The following is a 23903-nucleotide window of genomic DNA, read 5'->3' on the forward strand; positions in this document are numbered from 1 at the left end:
CGTTATAACCACGAAACACACGAAACGCACAAAAAAAGAGCAAGTCGTTAATCGTATTTTCTTTGCGCCTTCGCGCCTTTGCGTGAGACACGTCTTCGATTGATCTCACGCAAAGGCGCGAAGGGGCGAAGGAAGGAGCACAGGAAATAAGCAATGCGGATTGTCATCATCGGCGCAGTGGCAGGCGGCGCTTCGGCGGCGGCGCGGGCGCGGCGATTGAGCGAAGAGGCGGAGATCATTCTCGTCGAACGGGGCGAGGCGCCGTCGTTCGCGAATTGCGGGCTGCCCTACTACATCGGCGGAGTGATCGAGCAGCGCGACAAGTTGCTGGTGGCGCCGGCGCAGCGGCTCATCGAGCGGTATCGGCTCGACGTGCGAACGCGGACCGAAGCGCTCGCGATCGATCGCGCGAATCACACGGTGCGACTTCGCTACCTGGAAAATTGCGACGAATACGACCAGCCGTACGACAAGCTGATCCTTTCGCCCGGCGCGGCGCCGATTCGGCCGCCGGTCCCAGGCGTCGATCTGCCGCAGGTTTACACGCTGCGTGAATTGCGCGACGCCGATCGCCTCCACGCCGCGGCGAAGCATGCCCAGCGCGCAGTCGTGATCGGCGGCGGGTTCATCGGACTCGAGATGGCGGAGAATCTGGTTCACCGCGGCATCGCTACGACGGTCGTCGAATTGGCCAATCAGATCTTGCCCCCGTGGGACGCCGAGATGGTGTCTCCGGTCGCCGACCATCTGCGTGAACGGGGCGTCACGCTCAAGTTGAGCAACGCCGCCGCAGCCATCGAGCCTGCGGGCGACGGCGTCATCGTGCGGTTGCGAAGCGGCGAGTCGCTCGACGCCGACATGGTGGTGCTCAGCGTCGGCGTCCGGCCCGACAATAAACTGGCGGTCGAGGCGGGACTGGCCGTCGGTCCCCGCGGCGGCATTCGCGTGAACGACCAGATGCAGACCGCCGATCCCGACATTTACGCCGTCGGCGATGCGATTGAAACGCATAGCTCGCTCGACGGTTCGCCGACGCAGATTCCGCTGGCCGGGCCGGCGAATCGCCAGGGGCGCATCGCGGCCGACAATATCTTCGGTCGACCCACGCACTACGCCGGCACGCAAGGCACGGCGATCGTCGGCGTCTTCGAGATGGCGGCGGCGCTGACGGGGTTCAGCGAAAAGGCGCTGAAGGCTGCGGGAACGCCCTACGAAAAGGTTTACGTTCATCCTGCCAATCACGCCGGCTACTATCCCGGCGCGAAGCAAATGTCGATGAAGCTCCTCTTTGCCCCCGACGGCGGGCGGTTGCTCGGCGCGCAGGCGGTCGGCCGCTCCGGCGTCGACAAACGGATCGATGTGCTCGCCGTGGCCATCAAAGCGGGGATGAGCGTGTTCGATTTGGAAGAATTGGAACTCGCCTATGCCCCGCAGTTCGGGTCGGCGAAGGATCCGGTGAACATGGCGGGGTTTGTCGCTGCCGGGGTGGTGCGCGGGGACCAGCCGGTGGCGCACTGGGACGATCTGCCGCAACTGGCCGCTGAAGACGGCCAGTCCGAAGGATTGGGCCGGCCCGAGGGGTTGGGCCCGCCTGAGTTGGTGCTTGATGTGCGGATGGCGAGTGAATTCGCGGCAGGGAGCATTCCGGGGGCGGTGAATATTCCCGTCGACGAGTTGCGCTCGCGGCTGGGCGAGCTTGATCCGGCGCGGCCGATCATTGCATACTGCCAAGTCGGCATGCGCGGGTATCTGGCGACGCGGATCTTGCTGCAATATGGGTTCAACGTTCGTAATCTGAGCGGCGGTTATACGACCTACAAGCAGACGATGGCGGCGAAGGGAGCGTGAGTTAATCGCGGTGGGAGTTTGCGGTGACTGATTGAGACGGAGAGTCCGTGGGAGGGGTATCGGACCCCGATGCGATGTTGTGCCACCGGAACGGCTTGTCGTGGTGAGCGGAATCGGCGTCGGAGAAGCCTCCCACAGAAGACCGTTTGAGCGAAGCTCCCTACCCTCTTGCCCTTACGAGCGCGTGATGATTTCCGCTGGTGAGACCATTGATGCTAACAGGCCATTTACATGGCCCGCTCGCCGGGCGTTGCTGACTGCCGAGTGGCGGCACCTGGCGATGCTCAACTTTGCCGTCGATCGCTCGGTGATGGCGCCGCTCGTGCCGGCGGGGACGGAGCTTGATGACTTGAACGGCGAGTCGTACGCCTCGGTGATCGGGTTTCAGTTTCTGCGGACAACATTCTACGGCGTGCCGATTCCACTTCATCGCAACTTCGTCGAGGTGAACCTGCGGTTTTACATCCGCCGGCGAGGTCCGGAGGGTTGGCGGCGGGGCGTGGCGTTCGTCCGCGAACTGGCGCCGAAGCGAGCGGTGGCGCTCGTCGCGAATCGGTTGTATGGCGAGCGTTACCTCGCCGTGCCGATGACGCATCAATTGGAACCGGGCAGCGACGGCGTGCCGCGACAGCTAACCTATGGGTGGCGGTATCGCGACGGCAGCGGGCGGATTTCCCTCGAACCGGCGGGCGAAGCGTTGCCGCTCGCGGAGGGCTCGCACGAGCACTACATCGCTGAGCACTATTGGGGCTACTCGAACCACGCCCGCGGCGCCTTGGAGTACCAGGTGGCGCACCCCTCCTGGCGGTATAGTCCGGCCCGATCGGCCAGTTTCGCCTGCGATCATGTGGCGGCGATCTACGGGGAAGCTTGGCGGGAGGCGCTAAGCGGCGAGCCGCGGTCGGCATTCTGGGCTGATGGGTCGGCGGTGCGGGTGTACGCGGGGCGGCGAGTATGCTGAGCGTGGCTGCTCCTGAACCTCAAGGCAACGAGAGGCATCATCTGGTCTAGCAGGAAGGCCACGCCTTCCGGGATGATGTGACGTCGCGTGCAGCCCCGGGCTCCGCCCGGGGATAGCATCACGCGCGACGATGTTTACCGGAATGGAAACCTACCCCCGGGCGGAGCCCGGGGCTGAAGGTGCCTAAACGATTACGACCTCTTTCCTTTGCCTCCCGATGTCTCTCGCGATTCGACCTGCAACCGACGCCGACCTGCCGGCGATCAATGCGATCTACAATCATTACGTCCTCACCTCGACGACGACGTACGACTTGGAGCCGTTGTCGCTCGAGGAGCGCCAGCGATGGTTCGCAGGGCGAGAGCCGATTCATCCGGTGATCGTGGTCGTCGACGACGCGGCCGGGGGAAAGCTCGTCGGGTGGGGATCGCTGAACGTCTTTCGTTCGAAGCCAGGGTATCGGTTCACGGTGGAGAACTCGGTTTACGTTCATCCTGAACATCACCGCCAGGGAATCGGCTCGTTGATCATCGAGCATCAGATTCGGCAAGCGCAGGAGTTGGGACTGCACGCGATCGTCGCCGGCATCGGCGCTGAGCAGGCGGCTAGCATTGCGCTCCACGGGAAGCATGGGTTTGTCGAGGTAGCGCGGTTTCGCGAAGTGGGGCGCAAGTTCGACCAGTGGCTGGATGTGGTGTTTATGCAGCGGCTGATCAAGTAACGTCTTCTCCGTTTCCTTTGCGTTCCTTTGCGGCCTCGCGCCTCTGCGAGAAACTTACCGATAAGCTTTCTCGCAGAGGCGCAGAGAATCGCAAAGAACATCTGTGAAATAGGCGGATTTCTCGGCCCGCGAACCGCCTGCCGCGGTTAGCCCTCTATGGTTAAAATGGGGGGCTCGCGATTTGTAGGAGCGCTCCATTTGCGGACGCTCCGGCGGGTCGTTGACCCGCGGCTACTGACTCCTGTCCCCTGACTCCTGGTTCTCATGCTCAACAAATACTCCAGCCACATCACGCAACCGAAGTCGCAGGGCGCCAGCCAGGCCATGCTGTTTGGCACTGGCCTCACCGAAGAGGACATGAATCGACCGCAGGTCGGCATCGCGAGCATGTGGTACGACGGCAACACCTGCAACATGCACCTGCTCGATCTCGCCAACGAGGTGAAGAAGGGGGTGCAGGCCGCCGGCATGGTGGGGATGAGGTTCAATACGATCGGCGTGAGCGACGGCATCTCGATGGGCACCAGCGGCATGAGCTACTCGCTCCAGTCGCGCGACCTCATCGCCGATTCGATCGAAACGGTCATGGAAGCGCAATGGTACGACGCGCTCGTCGCGCTGCCGGGCTGCGACAAGAACATGCCGGGCTGTTTGATGGCGATGGGCCGGCTCAATCGGCCCGCGATCATGGTCTACGGCGGCACGATCAAGCCAGGCTTCACGCACACCAACAAAGATGAGCAGAAGCGCGACATCGTCAGCGCGTTCCAGTGCTACGGCGAATTCCTGGCGGGCCGCATCACCGAGGAAGAACGCCGAGACATCGTCCGCCATAGCTGTCCCGGCGCCGGAGCCTGTGGCGGCATGTACACCGCAAACACGATGGCCTCGGCGATCGAAGCGATGGGGATGACGCTGCCCTACAGCAGCTCGATCCCCGCCGAGAACCCCGACAAGATCGGCGAGTGCCTCGCCGCGGGGAAGGCGATCTACCAACTGCTCGAGTTGGATCTCAAGCCGCGCGACATCATGACGCGGGCCGCGTTCGAAAACGCCATGGTCGTCATCATGGCGGTCGGCGGTTCGACCAACGCCGTGCTCCATCTGCTGGCGATGGCTCGCTCGGTCGGCGTCGAGCTGACGATCGACGACTTCCAGGCGGTGAGCGACCGCGTACCGTACCTGGCCGACCTCAAGCCGAGCGGCAAGTTCGTGCAGGAAGAACTTCACGAAGTCGGCGGCACGCCGGCCGTGATGAAGATGCTGCTCGAGCATGGCCTCATCGATGGCAGTTGCAAAACGGTCACCGGCAAGACCGTGGCCGAGAATCTCGCCCCCCTGCCCGGTCTCAAGAAAGGGCAGACGATCGTTCACTCGTTTGACAGGCCGTTGAAGGCGACCGGCCACATCCGCATCATGCGCGGCAACCTCTGCCCCGACGGCGCCGTCGCGAAGATCACCGGCAAGGAGGGACTGGTCTTCACCGGCACGGCCCGTTGCTTCGACAGCGAAGAAGAGATGCTCCACGCGATGGAGCGGAAGGAAATCACTAAGGGAGATGTGATCATCATTCGTTACGAAGGCCCGCAAGGAGGCCCCGGCATGCCGGAGATGCTCACCCCCACGAGCGCGATCATGGGCGCCGGCCTCGGCGCCGACGTCGCGCTCATCACCGACGGCCGCTTCAGCGGCGGCAGCCACGGGTTCATCGTCGGGCACGTCACTCCGGAAGCCCAGGTCGGCGGGCCGATCGCGCTGGTGCAAAACGGCGATAAGATCACGCTCGACGCCGAGGCGAATCTCATTACGGTCGAAGTCAGCGACGCAGAATTCGAGAAGCGTCGGAAGGCGTGGAAGGCCCCAGCGTTCAAGGCGACGCGTGGGACGCTCTACAAATACATCAAGAATGTGAAGAGCGCGAGTGAAGGGTGCGTGACAGATGAGTGAGACATCGCGTCAGGTCGGCGGCGAGCCGGGTGCGTGAGCACCTGGCTTTTCAGGTCCGTCGAGCGAACAGACGCGCCTGCTGAACTCATCGACTCGCCGTTCTCTCTGCATCGGCCTCGAACTGTCCCTTTCGCTCAGAGTGATTAGCTCAAGACTGGCGCTCGGTTTGCTCCGCAGTGTTAGGGTCTGGCGGTAAAATCTGATGACTGTACCGACGTTCCCTCGGAGCATGCGTCTCTTATGAAATCGGCACTCGCCTATTTTGCCCTCGTTTCTCTTATCACTTCCTCATGTGCCACGGCGGCCCGAGCTCAAACGGCAATCGCGGAACCTGTAGCCGCGGTTGACCGCGCCGCCGTCATCGCCGACTGCATTCAAAATCTCCGCACCGTCGGGCAGGCGGAGGTTGGGACGTTCACGGCGCAAGCGGGCCCCGGGCTGACGGCGATGGCGCTCACCGCGCTGCTCCGCAACGACGTGCCCGTCGACGATCCGATGGTCGCCAAGGGGCTCAAGACGATCGAAGGGTTTGTGAAGCCCGACGGCGGCGTCTATGGCAACGGGCGGTTGAAGAACTTCGAAACGTGCGTTGCACTATTGGCGCTGTCGCACTGCGATGACGAGGCAACGTGAGCGAGCCGGATCAAGTGACGGCGCCGACGACTCCTCGCGTTCGCTCGACCGCGAGTTGGGGGCTGTCGTTGCTCTGGGCGCTCAACGTCGCATTGCTCCTCGGCTCGGTTGCGTGGATCGCTGCGGATCCGGTCGTCGCGCGGCATTTGGCGTTCGAGCAAGATCGATTGGCGCTCGCCAATCGAATTGTCCTGCACGAGCTCGGGCACGCGAGCGTTGGCGCCGACCCCGTCGCGACGGATAGCTCGCACGCCCGGGCGCTGAAGGTGATCGCCGTCATTGCGATCGTCAGCGTGGCGACCGTCGGACTCGCCCTCGTGTGCGGTCCGCAGCGCCATCGTCGGCTGCGATCGTGGTTGGCCTTCACGGCGCTGGTGGCCGTGTGGCTGGGGCTGGCCGTGGCCTGGCGCGACGTCGCGTGGGCGGGGCAGCGTTTTCGGCTCGGGCGGCAGGTCGCGGCGGTGGAGCCGCTCGCTGCGGCACTGCGCGAGCGGTGGCCGCAGAGCGACGGAAGCGACGTGCCGGGGCTGGGGCCGTTCATGGCCTACCCGCCGGGGGCGCCGCGAATGTTGATGCTGCTCCACCAGGTGCGGCCCGTCGGTTCAAGCAATGCGATCTCGGCGATTGAGCGCTCTGACGCCGGCGGGTTGCGGTTCGAACTGGCCGACGGCGACGCGGGGGCGTGGCTGGAGTGGCATCCCCCTGGCGAGGCGCCGGCGTCGTTTGTCGGCGGACTGCAGGGAGCGTATGAACTGGTGCGGGCGAGCGATTTGGCAGATGGGTGGTTTTTGGCTCGCTACCGCGTGCCGGGATCTGGAATGGGCACGGCAGCCCCTACAGATAACCGCTAGGCGATTTTTGGTAGCCATCAAGCTCCAGTTTTTGTAGTAACCTGAAACGTGGCCGGTATAATCGCGACATGAGCACCGACGCCTTCCCAATCTTCGACGCCGCCCTAAATCTGCCGGTCTCCGTGCGAGCAGACTTAGCCGCTCGGCTGATCGCCAGCCTCGACAGGCCAGCATCTCCTGCCCCGACGCAATCAGCAGCAGTTGGCGCCACGGCGCTGCCCGACGCTGAACGCGTTCGCTTGGCTGACATGCTTATGGACAGCGTGAAGCCCGCCGGCGTTCTCAGCGTTGACGATCCGCATTTCGAAGCAGAGATTTCGCGCCGGCAGCGGGAAGTCGCTGATGGTACGGCGGTCACTTATTCCATCGATGAGACAATAGACGCGATTCGTCAGTCGCTAGTAGGGCGAAAGCGACCATGATTGTTCGCGTCCATCGGGACTCCCGATCGGAGGCCATTGATGCCATTGCGGGATATGAGACGATATGCGAAGGATTGGGCGTAACATTCGCGGATCACTTCTTGCGATCACTGGCACAGATTGAACGAAATCCACGACTATTTGCTCGCCTAGAATCGACTCGGCTGAGCGGAGAGATTCGCCGAGCCAAGTTACCCCGATTTCCATACATTGTTATCTATGAAGTTCATGCGGACTTCGTTCAGATTCTAGCGGTTGCGCACGCGAGCCGGGAGCCTGACTATTGGTCGAGACGGCGCGATCCTGAAGACGAATGACGTTAACCGGCACTCGCCAACTTCGCTGTAAACGGCTACCGAGAGAATTCGCCACATGCGGCAGTATAAAATAGCAACGTCAGCATTTGGGCTCCTCGTCGCCTTTGCGACGCAGGTGGGAGGAGAGGAGAATCTCACCGCTTCCAAAGCATCGCAATCCGGAAGCGTCGCGTCGAAGCCCGCCATCGAGAACGTCCACCCCCTCACGCCGCAACTCATCTCCGGCGGTCAGCCGAAAGGGGACGCGGCGTTTTCGAAGCTCGCGGAGATGGGCGTCAAGACGGTCGTCAGCGTCGATGGCGCCAAGCCCGATTTGGAGTTGGCAAAGAAGCATGGTCTTCGTTACGTCCATATTCCGATCGGCTACGACGGCGTCGACGCCGAGGCGCAGGGCGCGCTGACGCATGTAATGCGCGAGGCAAAGGGGCCGATCTTCATCCACTGCCACCACGGCAAGCATCGCGGGCCGGCGGCGGCCGTGATTGCCTGCATGGCGGCCGGCGACATGGCGCGCGAGCAGGCGGCGGAGTTTATGAAGCTCGCCGGCACGGGCAAAGAATACACAGGCTTATGGCGCGACGTCGCGGCGTTCCAGCCGTTGCCGTCCGACGCCAAGTTGCCGCCGCTGGTCGAAGCGGTGAAAGAGGAGTCGCTAGCTGGCGCCATGGCAGGGCTTGATCGAGCGTGGGACGGGCTGAAGCTTTGCCAGGCGGCGGACTGGAAGACGCCGGCGGATCACGCCGACTTGGCGCCGGCGCATCAAGCGTTGCTGGTGTGGGAAGGGCTCACCGAGTCGCGGCGGATGGCGGAAAATTCGGACCCGCAACTGGTCAAGTGGCTAGACGAAGCGGTGGCCGAGGCGGCACAATTGCGCCAGTCGGTGCAGGCTGGCGATGGAGCCTCGGCGTCTCCGCAGTTCAGGCAGGTCGAGGCCGCCTGCGCTCGCTGCCACGAGCAATATCGTAACTGAGGCGAATTGTTCCCTGAATTTGAGGTTCGCCGCCGCGACCTGGGGCGTCGTCCAAGCCGTAGTAGAAGGGCGGCCGTCAGCGACGGTCATCCTAAGTGAAGCGAAGGATCTTGCCTCTCCTGCGATGTTTCTAGATTCTTCGCTTTGCTCAGAATGACGACTACCTATCTCTTGAACGCAATCACCCTCTGAACGGACTCCCCAAGCACGCTTAATCATGACGCATCACGCCAAATTCTTGTCGCTGCTCCTTGCCGCTATCACCCTCCTGGCCGTCGCTGCCCCGAGCTTGGCCAAGCCGAATCAAGACGACGTCGAAGAGTCGAAACCCAAGTCCGCAGTGAAAGACTCGGGCGATAAGAAGGACGACTCGGCGGACGATGCGACGAAAGAAGGCGCGAAGAAAGGCGACGAGAAGAAGGCCGATGACGCCCCGGTTGTGACGCATGGCACCGTGACGATCGACGGCAAGGAAGTCGCTTACACCGCCACCGCCGGCAAGATGGTTATCAAGACCGACGACGGCACGCCGAAGGCCAGCGTCTTCTACATCGCCTATACGAAGGACGACCCAAAGGCCGAGGCGGCTGCGAAGAACGAGAAGAAGAGCGAACAGGAAAAGGGCGACATCGAAGGAGAAGGCGAAGAGGGCGAGGGAGAAGAGTCAGCGGACGACGACGAACCGGACGACGACGCGCCCGCCGGTCCCAACAAGCGGCCGATCACGTTTGCTTTCAACGGCGGTCCTGGCAGCTCGTCGGTCTGGCTTCATCTCGGCATGCTCGGACCGCAGCGGGTGAAGCTCGACAGCGACGCCGGCACGCTGCCGCCGCCGCATGAGCTCATCCCTAACGAGTATTCGCTGCTTGACGTTACCGACATCGTCTTCATCGATCCAGTGAGCACGGGCTTCAGCCGTCCGGCCAAAGGGGAAGACAGGAAGCAGTTTCATGGTTACGACGAAGACATCCGCAGCGTCGGCCAGTTCATTCACGACTACACCTCCAAGTATGGCCGTTGGGCGTCGCCAAAGTTTCTACTCGGCGAGAGCTACGGCGGCATTCGGGCGGCCGGACTCAGCGGCGAGCTGCAAGACCGCTACCACATGTATCTCAACGGCGTGGTGCTCGTCTCGGGCGTCGTCGACTTCCAAACCTTGATGGCGTACGGCAACAACGACGTCGCTTACGCCCTGTTTGTGCCCGGCTATGCGGCGACGGCCTGGTATCACAAAGCGCTCGGCGACGATCTGCAGAAGCAATCGGTCGAAGAAGTGGTCGCCGCCGCGGAGAAGTTTGCTTCGGGCCCCTACCTGCGAGCGTTGATGGCTGGCGACTCGCTGGAAAAGGATCGTCGCGAAGAGATCGTCGCCCGGATGGCCGAGCTGACTGGGCTCTCGGAAGACTACATCGAGGCGTCGAACCTCCGCGTGCCGATGGCTCGCTTCGGCAAAGAATTACTCCGCAAGCAGGGCAAGATCATTGGCCGGTTCGACAGCCGCTACTCGGGCCTCGCACTTGACGAGGTTGATTCGACCACCGACTACGATCCAAGCGCCTCGGCCGTCTTCGGCGCGTTTACTTCGGCGCTCAACGACTATCTCCGCGGCACGCTGAAGGTGGAAGAAGATCGCGTCTATGAGATTCTCACCGGCAACGTCCACCCGTGGGATTACAGCGAGTTCACCAATCGCTTCGTCGACGCCTCGGGCACGTTGCGGGATGCGATGATCCAAAATCCATACCTCAAGGTCTTCGCCGCGTGCGGCTACTACGATCTCGCGACGCCGGCGTTTGCCATGAAGTACACCCGCGACCATCTGAATCTGGTCCCGGAAGTGCGAAAAAATTTCACTACCGACTACTATCACGGCGGGCACATGATGTACGCCCATGAGCCGTCGCTGGCCAAGCTCCGCAAAGACCTGGTAAAATTCTACGACTCGGCCCTCTCGCCTGTGGACCAGGAGATGGACGAGGCCGACCAGCGCTAGATCCGCCGGAGCGACCTCAACGATGATTCTCCCGCATTCCTCTAGCCCCTGGCTCCGCCAGGGGGTCGGTCACCATACCGGTAGGCGTCGTCCTGCGAAGTGCTACCCCCTGGCGGAGCCAGGGGCTGCCAAGCGCAGAATGCTTCTTAGTTTACTAGCGATCGCTTGGCTGGCATGCACCAATCTTCACGCCGCTGAGCCGGGCCAACGGCCGAACATCATCCTGATCATGGCCGACGACTTGGGCGTCGGCGAACTCGGCTGCTACGGCCAAAAGCTGATCAAGACGCCTCGCATCGACGCGCTCGCGAGCGACGGGATGCGATTCACGCAGTTCTACTCCGGCTCGCCGCTCTGTGCGCCGTCCCGCTGCGCGCTGATGACCGGCAAGCATACCGGCCACGGTTTCATTCGGGATAACGGCGAGAAGGGCCATTGGGACTGGGTCGAAGAGAAGTACGACACTAAATTCTCCGGCCAACGTCCCATTCCCGACGAGACGGTAACGCTGGCTGAGTTGCTCCACGGCCGCGGTTACGCCACTGGCGCGACGGGCAAGTGGGGCCTGGGGCATTACGGCACCACCGGTTCGCCGACGATGCAGGGCTTCGATCTCTTCTACGGGTATTACTGCCAGCGACACGCGCACAACCACTACCCTGCCTTCTTATGGCGAAACGGCGAACAGGAACCGTTGCCCGGCAACACCGGCCAGGACGCCACTGGCGCCACTCACTCGCACGACACGTTCGTCGAAAACGCCAAGGAGTTCATCCGCAAGCAGCGCGAAGGCCCGTTCTTACTCTACATGCCGGTGATCGTTCCGCACTTGGCCATCCAGACCACCGAAGAAGCCATCGCGCAGTATGCAGAGATGCCTGAGGCGCCCTACCAGCAGGATGGTCAGTATCACCAGCATCCGCGCCCTCACGCCGGTTACGCGGCGATGGTCAGCCAGCTTGACCGCGGCGTCGGCGAGATCGTCGATCTGATCGCCGAGTTGGGGCTCGATGAGAATACGCTGATCCTGTTTACCAGCGACAACGGCCCGACGTTCGATCGCATCGGCGGCGCCGATTCGGACTTTTTCGACTCTTCCGCCGGCCTGCGCGGGCGCAAGCGCGACGTCTACGAAGGAGGAATCCGCGTCCCGCTCATCGCCCGTTGGAGCGGGAAGATCAAGGCCGGTAGCACCGAAAATGCTCCCGCGGCGATGTGGGACCTGCTCCCCACGCTTTGCGACGCGGCCGGCGCGACGCCGCCAGCCGACGTCGACGGCGTCGATCTCTTGCCAGTGATGCTCGGCCAAGAACCACCGCGCGTCGGTCGCGACTTTTACTGGGAACTTCCTGCGAACGGCGGCGTGCAGGCCGTCAGGCACGGCGATTGGAAGGGCGTTCGCGTCGGTTTGGGTAAGGGACCGCAGCCGTGGCAGCTCTACGATCTGGCGAATGATCCCCGCGAGACGACCGACGTCGTCGGCAATCATCCCGACGTCTTAGAAGCAATTGACACGATCGCGAGCGCATCGCATGTACCATCGAAGGAGTTTCCCTTCCCGGCGCTCGACTCTCCGTGAACCGCGCGGATTGAATCACTTTCCGCCGACCCTCAGCCGATGAATTCAATGAGACGCCTCGCGGGAAGGCGTCGCTCCTCGGCAGACTTGGGGGCTAGCTAGCATGCGAAGCGCGGGCGTCGCTGAGCAGGTGACTGCCATCGTAAAGACGTTCGAACGGCCGAGGTCGCTCGATCGGCTTGTGCGGAGCATCCGGCGTCGTTATCCGCGGCTGCGGGTGATCGTCGGCGACGACAGCATGACGCCCTATCCGCGGACCGACGTCGACTATGTTCGCCTGCCGGTCGATATCGGCGTCGCCGCCGGCCGCAACGCGCTGTTGGAGCTCGTCCAAACGCCCTATTTCCTCACCCTCGACGACGACTTCGCCTTCACCGCCCAAACGCAGATTGAACTGCTCCTCGAAACGCTCCAGCGTCACGAAGCCGATCTCGTCGCCGGCGACCTCATCGATTGCGAGCAACGCTTTAAGATGTGGGTCAGCCGCCGTCGGCAGGTTTACCATGGCGTGATGCGTCGCGACGGCGACACCCTGCGGATGGTTCGGGGCCACGCCGGCGCCCGCGGCGAGGCGTTTGACTGCGATTTGACGCCGCAGTTCTTCCTCGCACGGACGGAACTGTTCCGAGAGATTGGCGGCTGGTTCGCGCCGCTCAAGTTCGACGACCACGAGGAGCTCTTTCTGCGACTGAAGGAGCGGGGCTGTCGCGTGCTCTACCGCCCTGACGTCTCCGTCGAACACTGGCACGAGTCGCCGCTGGTCTACGCCGCGTTTCGAGCCCGCGACTATGCCCCGCTGGTGGCAAACCGGCATGGCCTGCGTCGGATCACCGATCTCGACGGGAACGAACGCGAGTTTCCGCTGTCAATCGAGCAGGCCGCGTAGGCTGCTAGCACTCGCTCTGGCGGGGCATTGACTCGTGAACGGGTTCAGAAGACTAACCACCAAGTCACGAAGCTCACGAAGAAACTCGAGGGAATACCGGGAACAGAAAAGACGGATGAGAAACCAGGGGACGATGCTAGAAGCCCTCCCTTGTCTTGCTTGGTGCGTCTTTGTGCCCTTCGTGCCTTGGTGGTTGGTCTTGCTCGTCGCTCCGGTGAGTCGTTGGCCCGTAGCTGCAAAATCGGCCTCGCGGGCATTGGGCTCCTTTGGCTACTATCCGGCACGTTGAACTCCGTGCCGTCGATGCCGTTGCTGGGAGTCGTTCGTCCGTGACCGCGCCGCTGCAAATCTCCGCAATCGTCTCGACCTATCAGCGTCCCGACCATCTGCGCCGTTGCTTGCAGTCGCTCGCCGCACAGCAAGGGGTCGACGGCCTTTTCGAAGTGATTGTCGCCGACGACGGTTCGCAGGATGAAACGGCCGATGTTGTCGCCCAGTTCCGCCGCACAGCGTCGTTCCCCTTGAAGTTCTCGACTCATCCGCACGAAGGCTTCCAACTTGCCCGCTGCCGAAACTCGGGCATCCGCACGTCGACGGCGCCCTACCTCTTGTTCACCGACGGCGACTGCATCTTCCCCGCCGACCACCTGCGCCGACACCTCGACGCCCGTCGTGCCGGCGTCGCTCGCGCGGGCGACTGCATTCGACTCGATCAGGCGACCAGCCAGCGCATCGACGAAGCCGCCATCCGCAACGGCGAGTTTTTGCAATGGGTCGACCCGAAGCTTCGCAAGGCGCTCCGCCGCCTGCACCTCAAGTCGCTAGGCTACCAGTTCATGCGCCATGCCAATCGACCGAAGCTCGTCGGTTGGAACATGGCGGTGTGGCGCGACCAGCTCGAACGAATCAACGGCTTCGACGAGCAGTTTTGCGGTTGGGGCTGCGAAGACGACGACCTCGCGAGCCGGTTGCGGCGGAACGGCGTGCGCATCGCCACAGCCCTCGGCTACACCTGCGGCTTTCACCTGTGGCATCCGCCGCACTCCACGACGCCGCAGCAATGGAGCCAAGGCCCAAACGTCGCTTACTTCCAGCGGCCCGTCGTCCTGACGCGCTGCTTGGAGGGAATTCGCTGCCGCAGCCTGCAGCATGTCTCGACGCGCGTGATTGGTTCAGACCAGCAGGCGGAACTCTCCCGGCAATTGTCTCAATCACTGCGCGAAAGCACCGCGGGCGTCGAGCTCGAAGTGCTGCTCTGGCCAAATCGCTCTCAGCTTTCCCAGGGGGCGGCATGTCGGGTAATTGTCGCGCCGCTGGAGGCTGAAATCCCCGCTGCCGTCGAACGTTCGGCCCACGCCGTACTGCGGGTCGACGTACGTCAAGGAGCCCCCGTGGTTATCGACGGCCTCCACAAGCTCCTCCGCGGCCAAGAGTCGACGCCGGCGACTTCCCGCCGGGCCGCCTAATTTCCAACGGCATCCGTTCGCCTGCTGCGAGCGAAACACCTTTGGTTGGCACGCGCTCGCCTCGCGCTATAATCATGCACGGCGCAAAGTCCGTTGCTCGAGTAACGATCCGCCGCTAGCCGGAGGGCCACGCCCTCCGGTCGCAAGTGCCGCCCGACATCGCCTGCCAAGCCTTTCGCCGCTTCCCCCAGACCGCTTGGCGGTTCGGCTAGCCTCACCCATCCCACGAATATCATCTTCATGCCCGCACCCTCGCTGACCGACATTGAACGCCGCCCGCGAAATCTCGCCGAACTCCGCGCCTCGGGCTGGCAAAGCAAGACTGTTAAGCAAGAAATCCACGACAACTTTCTCCTCAAACTGAAGACGGGCGAAGAGCTGTACCCCGGCATCATCGGCTTCGACGATACGGTGCTGCCGGAGTTGAACATTGCGCTGCTTGCGCAGCACGACCTGCTGTTCCTCGGCGAAAAGGGGCAAGCCAAGAGTCGACTGATGCGGCTCGTCAGTAGCTTTCTAGACGAGGCGATTCCCTACATCGAAGACGCGGCCATTCCGCTCCACGACGATCCGTATCGACCGATCACCAAGCGCGGTCGCGTGCTGGTGAGCAGTTCGCCCCCCGACGATGTGCCGATCGCCTGGTGGCGCCGCGAAGATCGCTACGCCGAACGACTGTCGCCCGGTACGAAGTTCGCCGACATCATCGGCGAGATCGATCCCTCGAAGCTCGCTGCCGGCGTCAGCATGAGCGCCGAAGACGCGCTTCACTTCGGCCTGATCCCGCGGATGCATCGCGGCATCTTCGCGATGAACGAACTGCCGGAGCTCGACGAACTGGTGCAGGTCGGACTCTTTAATATTCTCGAAGAGCGCGACGTGCAGATTCGCGGGTATCCCGTCAAGTTCGACATCGACGTGATGATCCTTTTTAGCGCCAATCCGGCCACCTACAACCGCTCGGGCAAGGTGATCCCGCAGCTCAAGGACCGCATCGGCTCGATCATTCACACGCATTACCCGCTAGAACGCGATCTAGGCGTGCGCATCTTGGAGCAGGAAGTGGACGCAAAGGCGGAAGGAGGAAGGGGAAAGGCGGAAGAAACGGATGCTGATTTCGCCCAAGACCTTCCCCCCTCCCCCTTTAGCCCTCCCCCTTCCGATGTCGTCGTCCCTTACTTCATGAAGGAACTCATCGAAGAAATCAGCCGCGCCGCGCGCACGTCGAAATACGTTGACCACGAATCGGGCGTCAGCGCCCGCCTCTCGCTCGCCAACTACCGTACGATGCTCGCCTCGGCCCGCCATCGCGCCGTCGTCCTCGGCGAGACTCCTGCCGTGCCGCGTATCAGCGACCTCGGCCATCTCTACGCGTCGTCGCTCGGCAAACTCGAACTCGACCTGATGGGCACCCACCAAATGACCGAGCGGCAGGTGCTCGATGCGGTCATTGCGGAGGCGATCGCCACCGTCTTCGGCGAATACGTCGACAAGCATGGCATCGCGGAGATCGGCAAGATATTCAGCGAGGGGGTCCGCATCGAAGTCGGCGACATGCTGCCTTCGTCGCATTACGCCGAACTAGTGAAACGCGTCCCGCCGATTTGGGACAAAGCGTTCGAGGTGAACGCCAGCCAGGATCCCGCCGTACGGGCGGCGTGCATCGAGTTCGTCCTTGCGGGCTTGTATGCCACCGATCAAATCAGCCGCAGCCAGCGACACGGGCGGATTGTTTACGAGACTTGAGGCAGCGACAATGGCATTGATGCACCTGCCCAGGATCGTCGTCGATGCCCGAGTTGCCAGACATTGAAGTTTACTGCGAGTCGCTGCGTCGCTTCTACGCGAACCGTGCCGTGGAGCACGTCTCCCTGCGCAGTCCGTTCGTGGTGCGAACTTTTGAGCCCGAGCTATCGACGATCGAAGGGAGGCGCATCGTCGGATTCAGGCGCATCGGCAAGCGAATTGTCTGGGAGTTCGACGGCGAGCTGTTTCTGGTCCTCCATCTCATGATCGCCGGCAGGCTGCATCGCAAGAAGCCGGGTAAGCTGCCACGCAGCAAAACAGATCTCGCGGCCTTTGCGTTTGGCGAGACCGACGGCCCGGCCGACCTCCTGATGCTCACCGAGGCGAGTCCGAAGCGGCGGGCTTCGATCAACATGGTGCAGGGAACCGCGGGCTTGGCCGAGCACGATCCGCAGGGCATCGAGCCACTGGAGTGCTCGCTGGAAGAGTTCGCAGTGCGATTGCGTTCTGAAAGCCATACGCTCAAGCGCAGCCTTGCGTCGCCGCGGTTGTTCAGCGGCATCGGCAATGCGTACAGCGACGAGATTCTGCACGCGGCGCGGTTGTCTCCCATCATGCTGACAGGCAAGCTTTCCGATGCAGAGATCGAGCGACTCCACGCCGCGATGCGGGAGACGTTGCACGCGTGGCTCGATCGACTGCGCAAGGAAGTCGGCGAGAGTTTTCCGGAAAAAGTGACTGCCTTTCATCCCGCCATGGCGGTGCACGGCAAGTTCGGTCAACCATGCCCCGCCTGCACGGCGCCCGTGCAGCGGATTCGCTATGCCGACAACGAGACGAACTACTGCGCTCGCTGTCAGACCGGCGGCAGGGTGCTGGCGGACCGCTCGCTCTCGCGCCTGCTCAAGGACGATTGGCCGCGGACAATTGAGGAGTGGGAGGCCAAGTAGCCCGAGTCGCCGCGCTCATGCGGTGACGAGCGGCAGGAACTCGTCCACTCCGATGGCGTGCAGTCGTTTGGCACTGCGGCACAGATCGTTGAGTCTGGCGAACCTCTCGACGCCGATCCTAGGCTCCAGGCTGGTGCGGAACTTCTCTTCCAGGATTGGCAGCCCCTCCTCACGACGACGACGATGTCCGATCGGGAAATTTACTTCGACGCGTTCCGTCTGCGTGCCGTCGCTGAACTTCACCTGCACCGCGTTGCCGATGAACCTCTTCTCGGCATCGTAGTAGTCCTTCGTGAACTGTGGGTTCTCGACGACGCGCATCCGCGCGCGCAACCGGTCGATGCGCCGGTCGCTCGCCACGACGTCGTCGTAGTCCGACGCGACGAGGCGGCCGAAGATCAGCGGGACGGCGGTCATGTACTGGATGCAGTGGTCGCGGTCGGCCGGATTCGACAGCGGACCCGTTTTGTCGATGATCCGCACGCCTGGCTCTTGAGTTTCGATGGTGATCGATTCGATCTCGTCGAGACGCTCGCGCACGACTGGATGGAGTTGCATCGCCGCCTCCACTGCCGTCTGGGCATGAAACTCCGCCGGGAATGAGATCTTAAACAGGACGTTCTCCATCACGTAGCTCCCCAGTGGGCGAGCGAGCGTTAGCCCTGCTCCTTGAAAGAGCACGTCTTGAAAGCCCCACTTCGGCGTGCTGAGCGCCGCTGGATAGCCCATCTCGCCCGTGAGGGCGATAAGCGCCAGCCGCACGGCGCGACTGGTCGCATCGCCCGCGGCCCAACTCTTCCTTGAGCCGGCGTTCGGCGCGTGGCGATAAGTGCGGAGCGCACCGCCATCGATCCAGGCGTTCGACACGGCGTTAATAGTTTGCTCGCGACTGCCTCCCAGAAGCTGCGTCGCCACCGCCGTCGAGGCAATCCGCACCAGCAGCACATGGTCGAGGCCGACGCGATTGAAGCTGTTCTCCAGCGCCAGCACGCCCTGAATCTCGTGCGCCTTGATCATCGCCGACAGCACGTCGAGCATCGTCAGCGGCGCCTTGCCGGCGGCGCGGTTGCGGCGACTCACGTAATCGGCCGTGGCGAGGATCGCCCCGATGTTGTCCGACGGGTGCCCCCACTCCGCAGCGAGCCATGTATCGTTGAAGTCGAGCCAGCGGACGAGAGTTCCAACGTTGAACGCCGCCGCCACGGGGTCGAGTTCCCAACCACATCCCGGCACGCGCGCCCCGCCGGCCAGCGTGGCGCCGGGAACGACTGGCCCCAGCAACTTCGTACAAGCGGGATAGTCGAGCGCCTGAAACATGCAGGCGAGCGAATCCATCAGGCAGTAGCGAGCGGTCTCGTACGCAAGCTCGCTATCTATCTTCGCGTTCAGTGCGTAGTCGGCAATGTCGACCAACAACTGGTCGGGTTCGGGACGCTTCGCCGATTTGTAGTCGTGTGCGGACATTCATTCGTTCCAAATGCGTTTAACCGCCAAGGACGGCAAGAGCGGCAAGGAAATGCAATGTTTGCCTTTCCCCCTTGGCGTACTTGGCGTCCTTGGCGTCCTTGGCGGTTCATCTTCTTTCAAGCGGAATAAAGTTAACGTGATCCGGGCCGACGTATTCGGCCGCAGGACGGATCAATTTGTTGTCGGCTCGTTGTTCTTTGATGTGCGCACACCAACCGCTGACGCGAGCGATCGCGAAGAGCGGAGTGAACATTGGCGTCGCGATCCCGGCGAAGTGGTACGCGGTGGCGCAGTAGAAGTCGGCGTTGGGAAAGAGCCGCTTCTCGTCGCGCATCAGTTGCTCAATCGCCTCGGAGACGGGGAACAGGTAGCCGTCAGCCGCCCCTTTCGCTAACCTACGCGACCACTCCTTAAAAACGTCGTTCCGCGGATCGCGCTGCTTGTAGACAGCGTGGCCGAAGCCCATCACCTTCTCCTTGCGGGCGAGCTTCGCCTTCACCGCCGCCACCGCCTCATCCGGTTCGCGGAACTGCTCGATCAGTTCCATCGCCGCCTCGTTGGCGCCGCCATGGAGCGGACCCCGCAGCGCGCCAATGGCGCCGGTCACGCACGAGTACAAATCCGACAGCGTCCCCGCGATCACCCGGGCGGTGAACGTCGAGGCGTTGAACTCGTGCTCCGCGTACAACGTGAGCGACGCCTCCATGAACCGCCGAATCTCCTCGCTCGGCTCGCGTCCCGTCAGCAAACGGGTCACTTGCCCCGCGATTGTCGCATCGGGAGTTGCGGTCGCAATGCGCTCCCCGAACTTCGTGAAACGATACCAGTAACCCAGCATGGAAGGTAGCGACGCCAGCAGCCGGTCCGCTACGGCGTCTTGCTCCGCAAAGCTGCGTTCCGGATAGAGCGTCCCCAGCATCGAGCAGCCTGTTCGCAGGACGTCCATCGGATGCGTGTCGCCGGGAATGCGTTCGAGCACATCCTTCAGCGCCGCCGGCAGTTCCCGCATTCCACGGAGTTTGTACAAGTAAGCATCGAGCTCAGTCCGCGTCGGCAACTTGCCGTAGAGCAGGAGGTACGCCGTCTCCTCAAAAATGGCGTGCGACGCGAGGTCTTCAACGTCGTAGCCGCGGTAGCGCAGGTTGTCGCCGCCGGCGCCGACGCTGCTAAGACTCGTGGTCCCCGCCACCACGCCGCGGAGTCCTGATTGAATCGCCGCTTCCGCCATCACTTATGTCTCCGGGTAGAGCTGATCGAGCAACTGCTCGTATTGATGGTAGTCGAGCACGTCGTACAACTCGTCGCGAGTTTGCATCTGGTCGACGACGCCGCGCTGCGTGCCGTCGCGACGGATGGCGGCGTACACGCTTTCGGCGGCGCGGCTCATCGCTCGGAACGCCGAGAGGGGGTAGAGGGCGAGCCGCACGCCGACGCCGGCGAGTTCCTTGGTCGTTAGCAGCGGCGTCTTTCCGAACTCGGTGATGTTTGCCAGTACGGGAACCTTCACCGCGGCGGTGAACTTGCGGTAGTCGTCAAGCGTCGTCAGCGCCTCGGCAAAGATCATATCCGCGCCGGCGGCGACGTAGCGGTTCGCCCGATCGATCGCTGCCTGGACGCCCTCGTTGGCCGCGGCGTCGGTGCGGGCCATCACGACGAACGCCGGATGATGCCGGGCGTCGACGGCCGCTTTCACGCGATCGCACATCTCGGCCGCGTCGACGAGCCCCTTGCCGGGACGATGCCCGCAGCGCTTGGCCGCGATCTGGTCTTCGAGATGCAACCCCGCGACGCCGACCCGCTCGAACTCGCGGATGGTGCGGCGAATGCCCAGGGCCGTGCCGAACCCCGTGTCGGCGTCGACCAACAGCGGCACGTCGGTGCGGCTGGTGATCCGCCGGGCGTCCTCGCAGACCTCGGCAAGATTGGTCACCCCGAGATCGGGAAGCCCGAACGAAGCGTTGGCCACGCCGGCCCCGGAGAGATAGAGCGCCTTGAACCCGGCCCGCTCCGCCAGCAGGGCGGCGTAGGCGTTGATCACACCCGCGACCTGCAAGGGTCGCTCGGCGTCGATGGCCGCTCGAAATCGCTCGCCCGGTGTAGCCACGTCGGTTGCCTCGCTCCGCTGGTCAGTGAAATGTCGAACGACACGCAACGAGGGTCGCGAGCGAACTCGGCGACCCTCAAGCGGGTGATTCTAACGTTTTGCTGCCGTGGGGAGAATCAGCAACTTTTGGCCGCCCCGCGCGGAGGCGGCCGCTTTACCTGTTGGTAAGTTGTCGAGACCCTCTCTGACGCCGATGTTGCGCCCCCCTGGAGGATGCGCAGGATGCTTATCAATCAATGGTGTCCAGAATCCACATCGGCGCCAGAGAGGGTCTCCACTGGGGTTGTACGTGAGTATGTGAGTAAGTGAGTTAGTGAACTGGAATCAGTTGGGGAGATGTTTAGGTAGCTCGGGAATCCCCCTAGCCCCTGCCTTCAAGGGAGGGGGTGACGACGTAGTAGTAGTTGATAATGTCGTGCGGCAGTTGCTCGACGCGGACGTCGCCGAAGCCGGCGTCGCTGAGCATTTGCAGCGCGAGCTCTTTGCCCCAGGCGGCGCCGAGGCCGGGGCCGCCGCCGGCGAGCGACACGCTCATGCAGTGCATGCAGGAAATCGTGTAGATGAACGGGCCGACGGGGTGATTCATATTGCCGTGGACGCAACTCGCCGCGGCGATGTCTTGCATCAGGAAGACGCCATCGGGACGAACAGCCCGACGGATGTTCTCCAGCACGCGGGCCGGGGCGGGTTGATCGTGGATCGCGTCGAACGCCAGCACCAGATCGAACTCCTCGCGAGCATCCCACTTGGCCGCATCGCGACACTCAAACTCAAGGTTCTCCAGTCCACGCTCGGCTACCTCGGCGGTCGCCGCCTGCATCGCCTCCGAGCTGAAATCGATGCCGGTGAAGCGGCTGCGCGGGAAGCGCTCGGCGAGGTACAGCAGCGCCTTGCCGCGACCGCAGCCAACGTCGACGACGTCGATTCCTTGCTCCAACTTGTCGATCAGTCCCGGCACGAGGGGCAGTATGTGTTCCTCCAACGCCGCGACGACGGTTTGACCGCTTTCCTCAGCCATCACCTCATGGAAACGACCGTAGGCCGAGTAGGGGACGCCCTTGCCGTGGCGGAACGCCTCGACCACTCGGTCTTCAACGCTGCCCAGGACCGCGAACCATTGTGACACGGAAGCGAGGTTATTGGGGCTCGCGGCCCTGGTCAGCAAGGCCGCCCGTTCAGCGGGCAACCAGTATCGATGTGAATTGGGATTGTGCTGGACGATGCCGCCGGTGGTCATCGCGCCGAGCCACTCGCGGATGTAGCGCTCGTTGAGACCAGACGCCTCGGCAATCTCCTCGCTGGTCGACGGGTCGAGGTCGGCGAGCACGTCGAACAGTCCGGTGCGATGGCCGATGGAAACCATCAGCGTCAGGGCGGAGTCGTTGAACAGACCGAGCATCCGCTCCGCGAAGGCTTCAATCTTCTGTACGCCGTCCTGCTCCTCGCGGGAGTAATCGGGCGCTATCTGCGGGTCTCGTTCGACGATGGTATCGGCAGCCGCCATGGGAAATCCTTTCAACTCTTGTCTTCTCGACATCGTGCGATCGTTGCCGGCAGGCGAGCGGGCGATCGTGGTTAACGGGATTTGCACGTTGCGTGCCAGCGCGTGTGAATGCCAACCGCGACGGCGTTTTCCCGTCGTTTTCAGCCATTGGGATGCCAGAGGCGCCGGCGTGCAGGTCGTTGGCTCATGAAATCGATCCAGTCTGAGACGGCGAATCTCATTTTGAGTAGCGCTGGTGGGGGAATTGAATCGTCCGCACGTCGAAGTTGATTCGCCGTGACAAAACCAGCCAGTTTGTGGCGTAAGTTCTGGCGGGCGTTGCCGTTGGATTTGTCGCGTTGGCGGTGACATAACTGTTGCGGCCACGGGCGGAACTCGATTGGTACGTTTGTTCAGTACTGGCCGACTCAACCTAGCAGTGTCGGTGGCCAATTTCTGTAGGAAAGTTTGCAGATTTCTCGGCCGCTTAAGGGAAGTTTCTCGCAGAGACGCGGAGGCGCGGAGAGAGACGCAGCGCACTAGCGCCGGCATCAATTGATTTGGAATTCCAGCGATTGACTGACCTGAAGGGAGGGGCAGTCAGCGGGTATGATGCGGTGATGATGCCCGTCAACCAACACCCTGCTACTGCCGCGTCAAAAGATATTGATGAGTTCCGCATTCGCGCAATGAGCGGCGACGAACTGCCGCTAGCGCTGGAGTGGGCGGCGCGAGAGGGGTGGAACCCAGGCCTGCACGACGCGGTCTGCTTTTACGCGGCGGATCCTGGCGGCTTTCTGGTCGGCGAGCTTGCTGGCGAACCGATCGGGTGCATTTCGGCGGTGAAGTACGGGAGCGAGTTCGGGTTCATCGGGCTGTACATCGTCCGGCCCGAGTTTCGTGGGCGAGGATTTGGCATCCAGCTGTGGCGAGCCGCGATGGAGCGGCTCGCGGGCCGGAACGTGGGGCTCGACGGCGTCGTGGCGCAGCAAGCGAACTATGCGAGATCGGGGTTTCGCCTGGCGTATCGGAATGTTCGCTACCAGGGGCGCGTCGGCGAAGACGCCGAGGAGAGCGAGTTGCCGCCGGGCGTCGTCGCGGCAAGCACCATGCCGTTGGCGGCAGTGGCAACTTACGATCGGGCGATCTTTCCCGCGCCGCGCGACGCGTTCTTGAAGACGTGGCTCGAGCAACCGGACGCCGGCGGGTTTGCGGCGGTCAACGGCGGGCGGCTGCAGGGCTACGTTGTGGTGCGCCGCTGCCGCGAAGGTTGGAAGATGGGACCGCTCGCTGCCGACGATCCGTCGACGGCGCGGCGGCTCTACGAGGCGGCGGCGAAGCACGCGGGCGCGGGGGCGACGTTGTTTCTCGACGTGCCGGAGGCGAACGCCGCGGCGCCACGGTTCGCGGCGGAGCTGGGGATGACGCCAGCGTTTGAGACGGCGCGGATGTATACTGGCGACCCGCCGGTGGTCGATTTGGCGAAGCTGTTCGGGGTGACGTCGTTTGAGTTGGGGTGATGGGGCGTGGCGGGTGCGCTCGCTCCGCTGGCGCGTCGC

The 23903-nt window shown here is 63.0% G+C and carries 20 protein-coding genes; 16 read left to right on the forward strand and 4 right to left on the reverse strand.

Annotation, left to right across the window (positions count from 1 at the left end):
* Nucleotides 1-153: 153 nt before the first annotated feature.
* The 15 genes from I41_RS24050 to I41_RS24120 all read left to right on the forward strand — a co-directional run bounded on the left by I41_RS24050 (nt 154) and on the right by I41_RS24120 (nt 17290).
* Nucleotides 154-1848 (forward strand): FAD-dependent oxidoreductase, encoded by a 1695-nt coding sequence (locus I41_RS24050; RefSeq protein WP_145435570.1) that lies wholly within the window; start codon nt 154-156, stop codon nt 1846-1848.
* 187 nt (nt 1849-2035) lie between these two features.
* Entirely contained in the window at nt 2036-2809 is a 774-nt protein-coding gene (locus I41_RS24055) for a YqjF family protein (protein ID WP_145435571.1), read from the forward strand.
* Between the two features lie 217 nt (nt 2810-3026).
* Complete coding sequence (locus tag I41_RS24060; protein ID WP_145435572.1) at nt 3027-3530, forward strand: GNAT family N-acetyltransferase; 504 nt, start codon at nt 3027-3029, stop codon at nt 3528-3530.
* A gap of 264 nt (nt 3531-3794) precedes the next feature.
* Complete coding sequence (gene ilvD, locus I41_RS24065; protein ID WP_145435573.1) at nt 3795-5477, forward strand: dihydroxy-acid dehydratase; 1683 nt, start codon at nt 3795-3797, stop codon at nt 5475-5477.
* A 240-nt stretch (nt 5478-5717) separates the two neighbouring features.
* Complete coding sequence (locus I41_RS24070; protein ID WP_145435574.1) at nt 5718-6110, forward strand: hypothetical protein; 393 nt, start codon at nt 5718-5720, stop codon at nt 6108-6110.
* A complete protein-coding gene (locus I41_RS24075) occupies nt 6107-6961 on the forward strand; it encodes a hypothetical protein (RefSeq protein WP_145435575.1) in 855 nt (284 codons plus the stop codon). Before I41_RS24070 ends, I41_RS24075 begins: the two co-directional genes overlap by 4 nt.
* Before the next feature lie 68 nt (nt 6962-7029).
* Nucleotides 7030-7383 (forward strand): addiction module protein, encoded by a 354-nt coding sequence (locus I41_RS24080; RefSeq protein WP_145435576.1) that lies wholly within the window; start codon nt 7030-7032, stop codon nt 7381-7383.
* Nucleotides 7380-7700, forward strand: a complete 321-nt coding sequence (locus tag I41_RS28735; RefSeq protein ID WP_145435577.1) for a type II toxin-antitoxin system RelE/ParE family toxin — start codon at nt 7380-7382, stop codon at nt 7698-7700. Before I41_RS24080 ends, I41_RS28735 begins: the two co-directional genes overlap by 4 nt.
* 55 nt (nt 7701-7755) lie before the next feature.
* Nucleotides 7756-8670 (forward strand): cytochrome c, encoded by a 915-nt coding sequence (locus tag I41_RS24090; RefSeq protein WP_145435578.1) that lies wholly within the window; start codon nt 7756-7758, stop codon nt 8668-8670.
* Between the two features lie 217 nt (nt 8671-8887).
* Nucleotides 8888-10663 (forward strand): S10 family peptidase, encoded by a 1776-nt coding sequence (locus tag I41_RS24095; protein ID WP_246133742.1) that lies wholly within the window; start codon nt 8888-8890, stop codon nt 10661-10663.
* 139 nt (nt 10664-10802) lie between these two features.
* Nucleotides 10803-12242 (forward strand): arylsulfatase, encoded by a 1440-nt coding sequence (locus I41_RS24100; RefSeq protein ID WP_145435579.1) that lies wholly within the window; start codon nt 10803-10805, stop codon nt 12240-12242.
* A gap of 103 nt (nt 12243-12345) precedes the next feature.
* Nucleotides 12346-13128: a glycosyltransferase family 2 protein gene (locus tag I41_RS24105; protein WP_145435580.1), complete on the forward strand. Its 783-nt coding sequence runs from the start codon at nt 12346-12348 to the stop codon at nt 13126-13128.
* 329 nt (nt 13129-13457) lie between these two features.
* Nucleotides 13458-14594 carry a glycosyltransferase gene (locus I41_RS24110; protein WP_168207127.1) on the forward strand — a complete coding sequence of 379 codons (1137 nt, stop codon included), beginning with the start codon at nt 13458-13460 and terminating at the stop codon, nt 14592-14594.
* 240 nt (nt 14595-14834) lie between these two features.
* Nucleotides 14835-16340 carry a magnesium chelatase gene (locus I41_RS24115; protein WP_145435582.1) on the forward strand — a complete coding sequence of 502 codons (1506 nt, stop codon included), beginning with the start codon at nt 14835-14837 and terminating at the stop codon, nt 16338-16340.
* Nucleotides 16341-16384: 44 nt separating this feature from the next.
* Entirely contained in the window at nt 16385-17290 is a 906-nt protein-coding gene (locus tag I41_RS24120; protein ID WP_145435583.1) for an Fpg/Nei family DNA glycosylase, read from the forward strand.
* 15 nt (nt 17291-17305) lie between these two features.
* Here I41_RS24120 and I41_RS24125 read toward each other — a convergent pair whose 3' ends face one another.
* From I41_RS24125 to I41_RS24140, 4 genes are all read right to left on the reverse strand, one after another.
* Nucleotides 17306-18754: a bifunctional 2-methylcitrate dehydratase/aconitate hydratase gene (locus tag I41_RS24125; RefSeq protein WP_145435584.1), complete on the reverse strand. Its 1449-nt coding sequence runs from the start codon at nt 18752-18754 to the stop codon at nt 17306-17308.
* A 109-nt stretch (nt 18755-18863) separates the two neighbouring features.
* Nucleotides 18864-19985, reverse strand: a complete 1122-nt coding sequence (gene prpC, locus I41_RS24130; protein ID WP_145435585.1) for a bifunctional 2-methylcitrate synthase/citrate synthase — start codon at nt 19983-19985, stop codon at nt 18864-18866.
* Nucleotides 19986-19988: 3 nt separating this feature from the next.
* Nucleotides 19989-20861, reverse strand: a complete 873-nt coding sequence (prpB, locus tag I41_RS24135) for a methylisocitrate lyase (RefSeq protein ID WP_145435586.1) — start codon at nt 20859-20861, stop codon at nt 19989-19991.
* Nucleotides 20862-21222: 361 nt separating this feature from the next.
* The gene (locus tag I41_RS24140; protein WP_246133743.1) at nt 21223-22452 is read right to left on the reverse strand and encodes a class I SAM-dependent methyltransferase; all 1230 of its coding nucleotides are present in this window, start codon (nt 22450-22452) and stop codon (nt 21223-21225) included.
* A gap of 467 nt (nt 22453-22919) precedes the next feature.
* On the opposite strand from I41_RS24140, the gene I41_RS24145 reads away from it, so the two are divergent.
* Nucleotides 22920-23864, forward strand: a complete 945-nt coding sequence (locus I41_RS24145) for a GNAT family N-acetyltransferase (RefSeq protein WP_210421058.1) — start codon at nt 22920-22922, stop codon at nt 23862-23864.
* Nucleotides 23865-23903: the final 39 nt, after the last annotated feature.

This window comes from Lacipirellula limnantheis, from assembly GCF_007746075.1.
Lineage (GTDB): Bacteria > Planctomycetota > Planctomycetia > Pirellulales > Lacipirellulaceae > Lacipirellula > Lacipirellula limnantheis.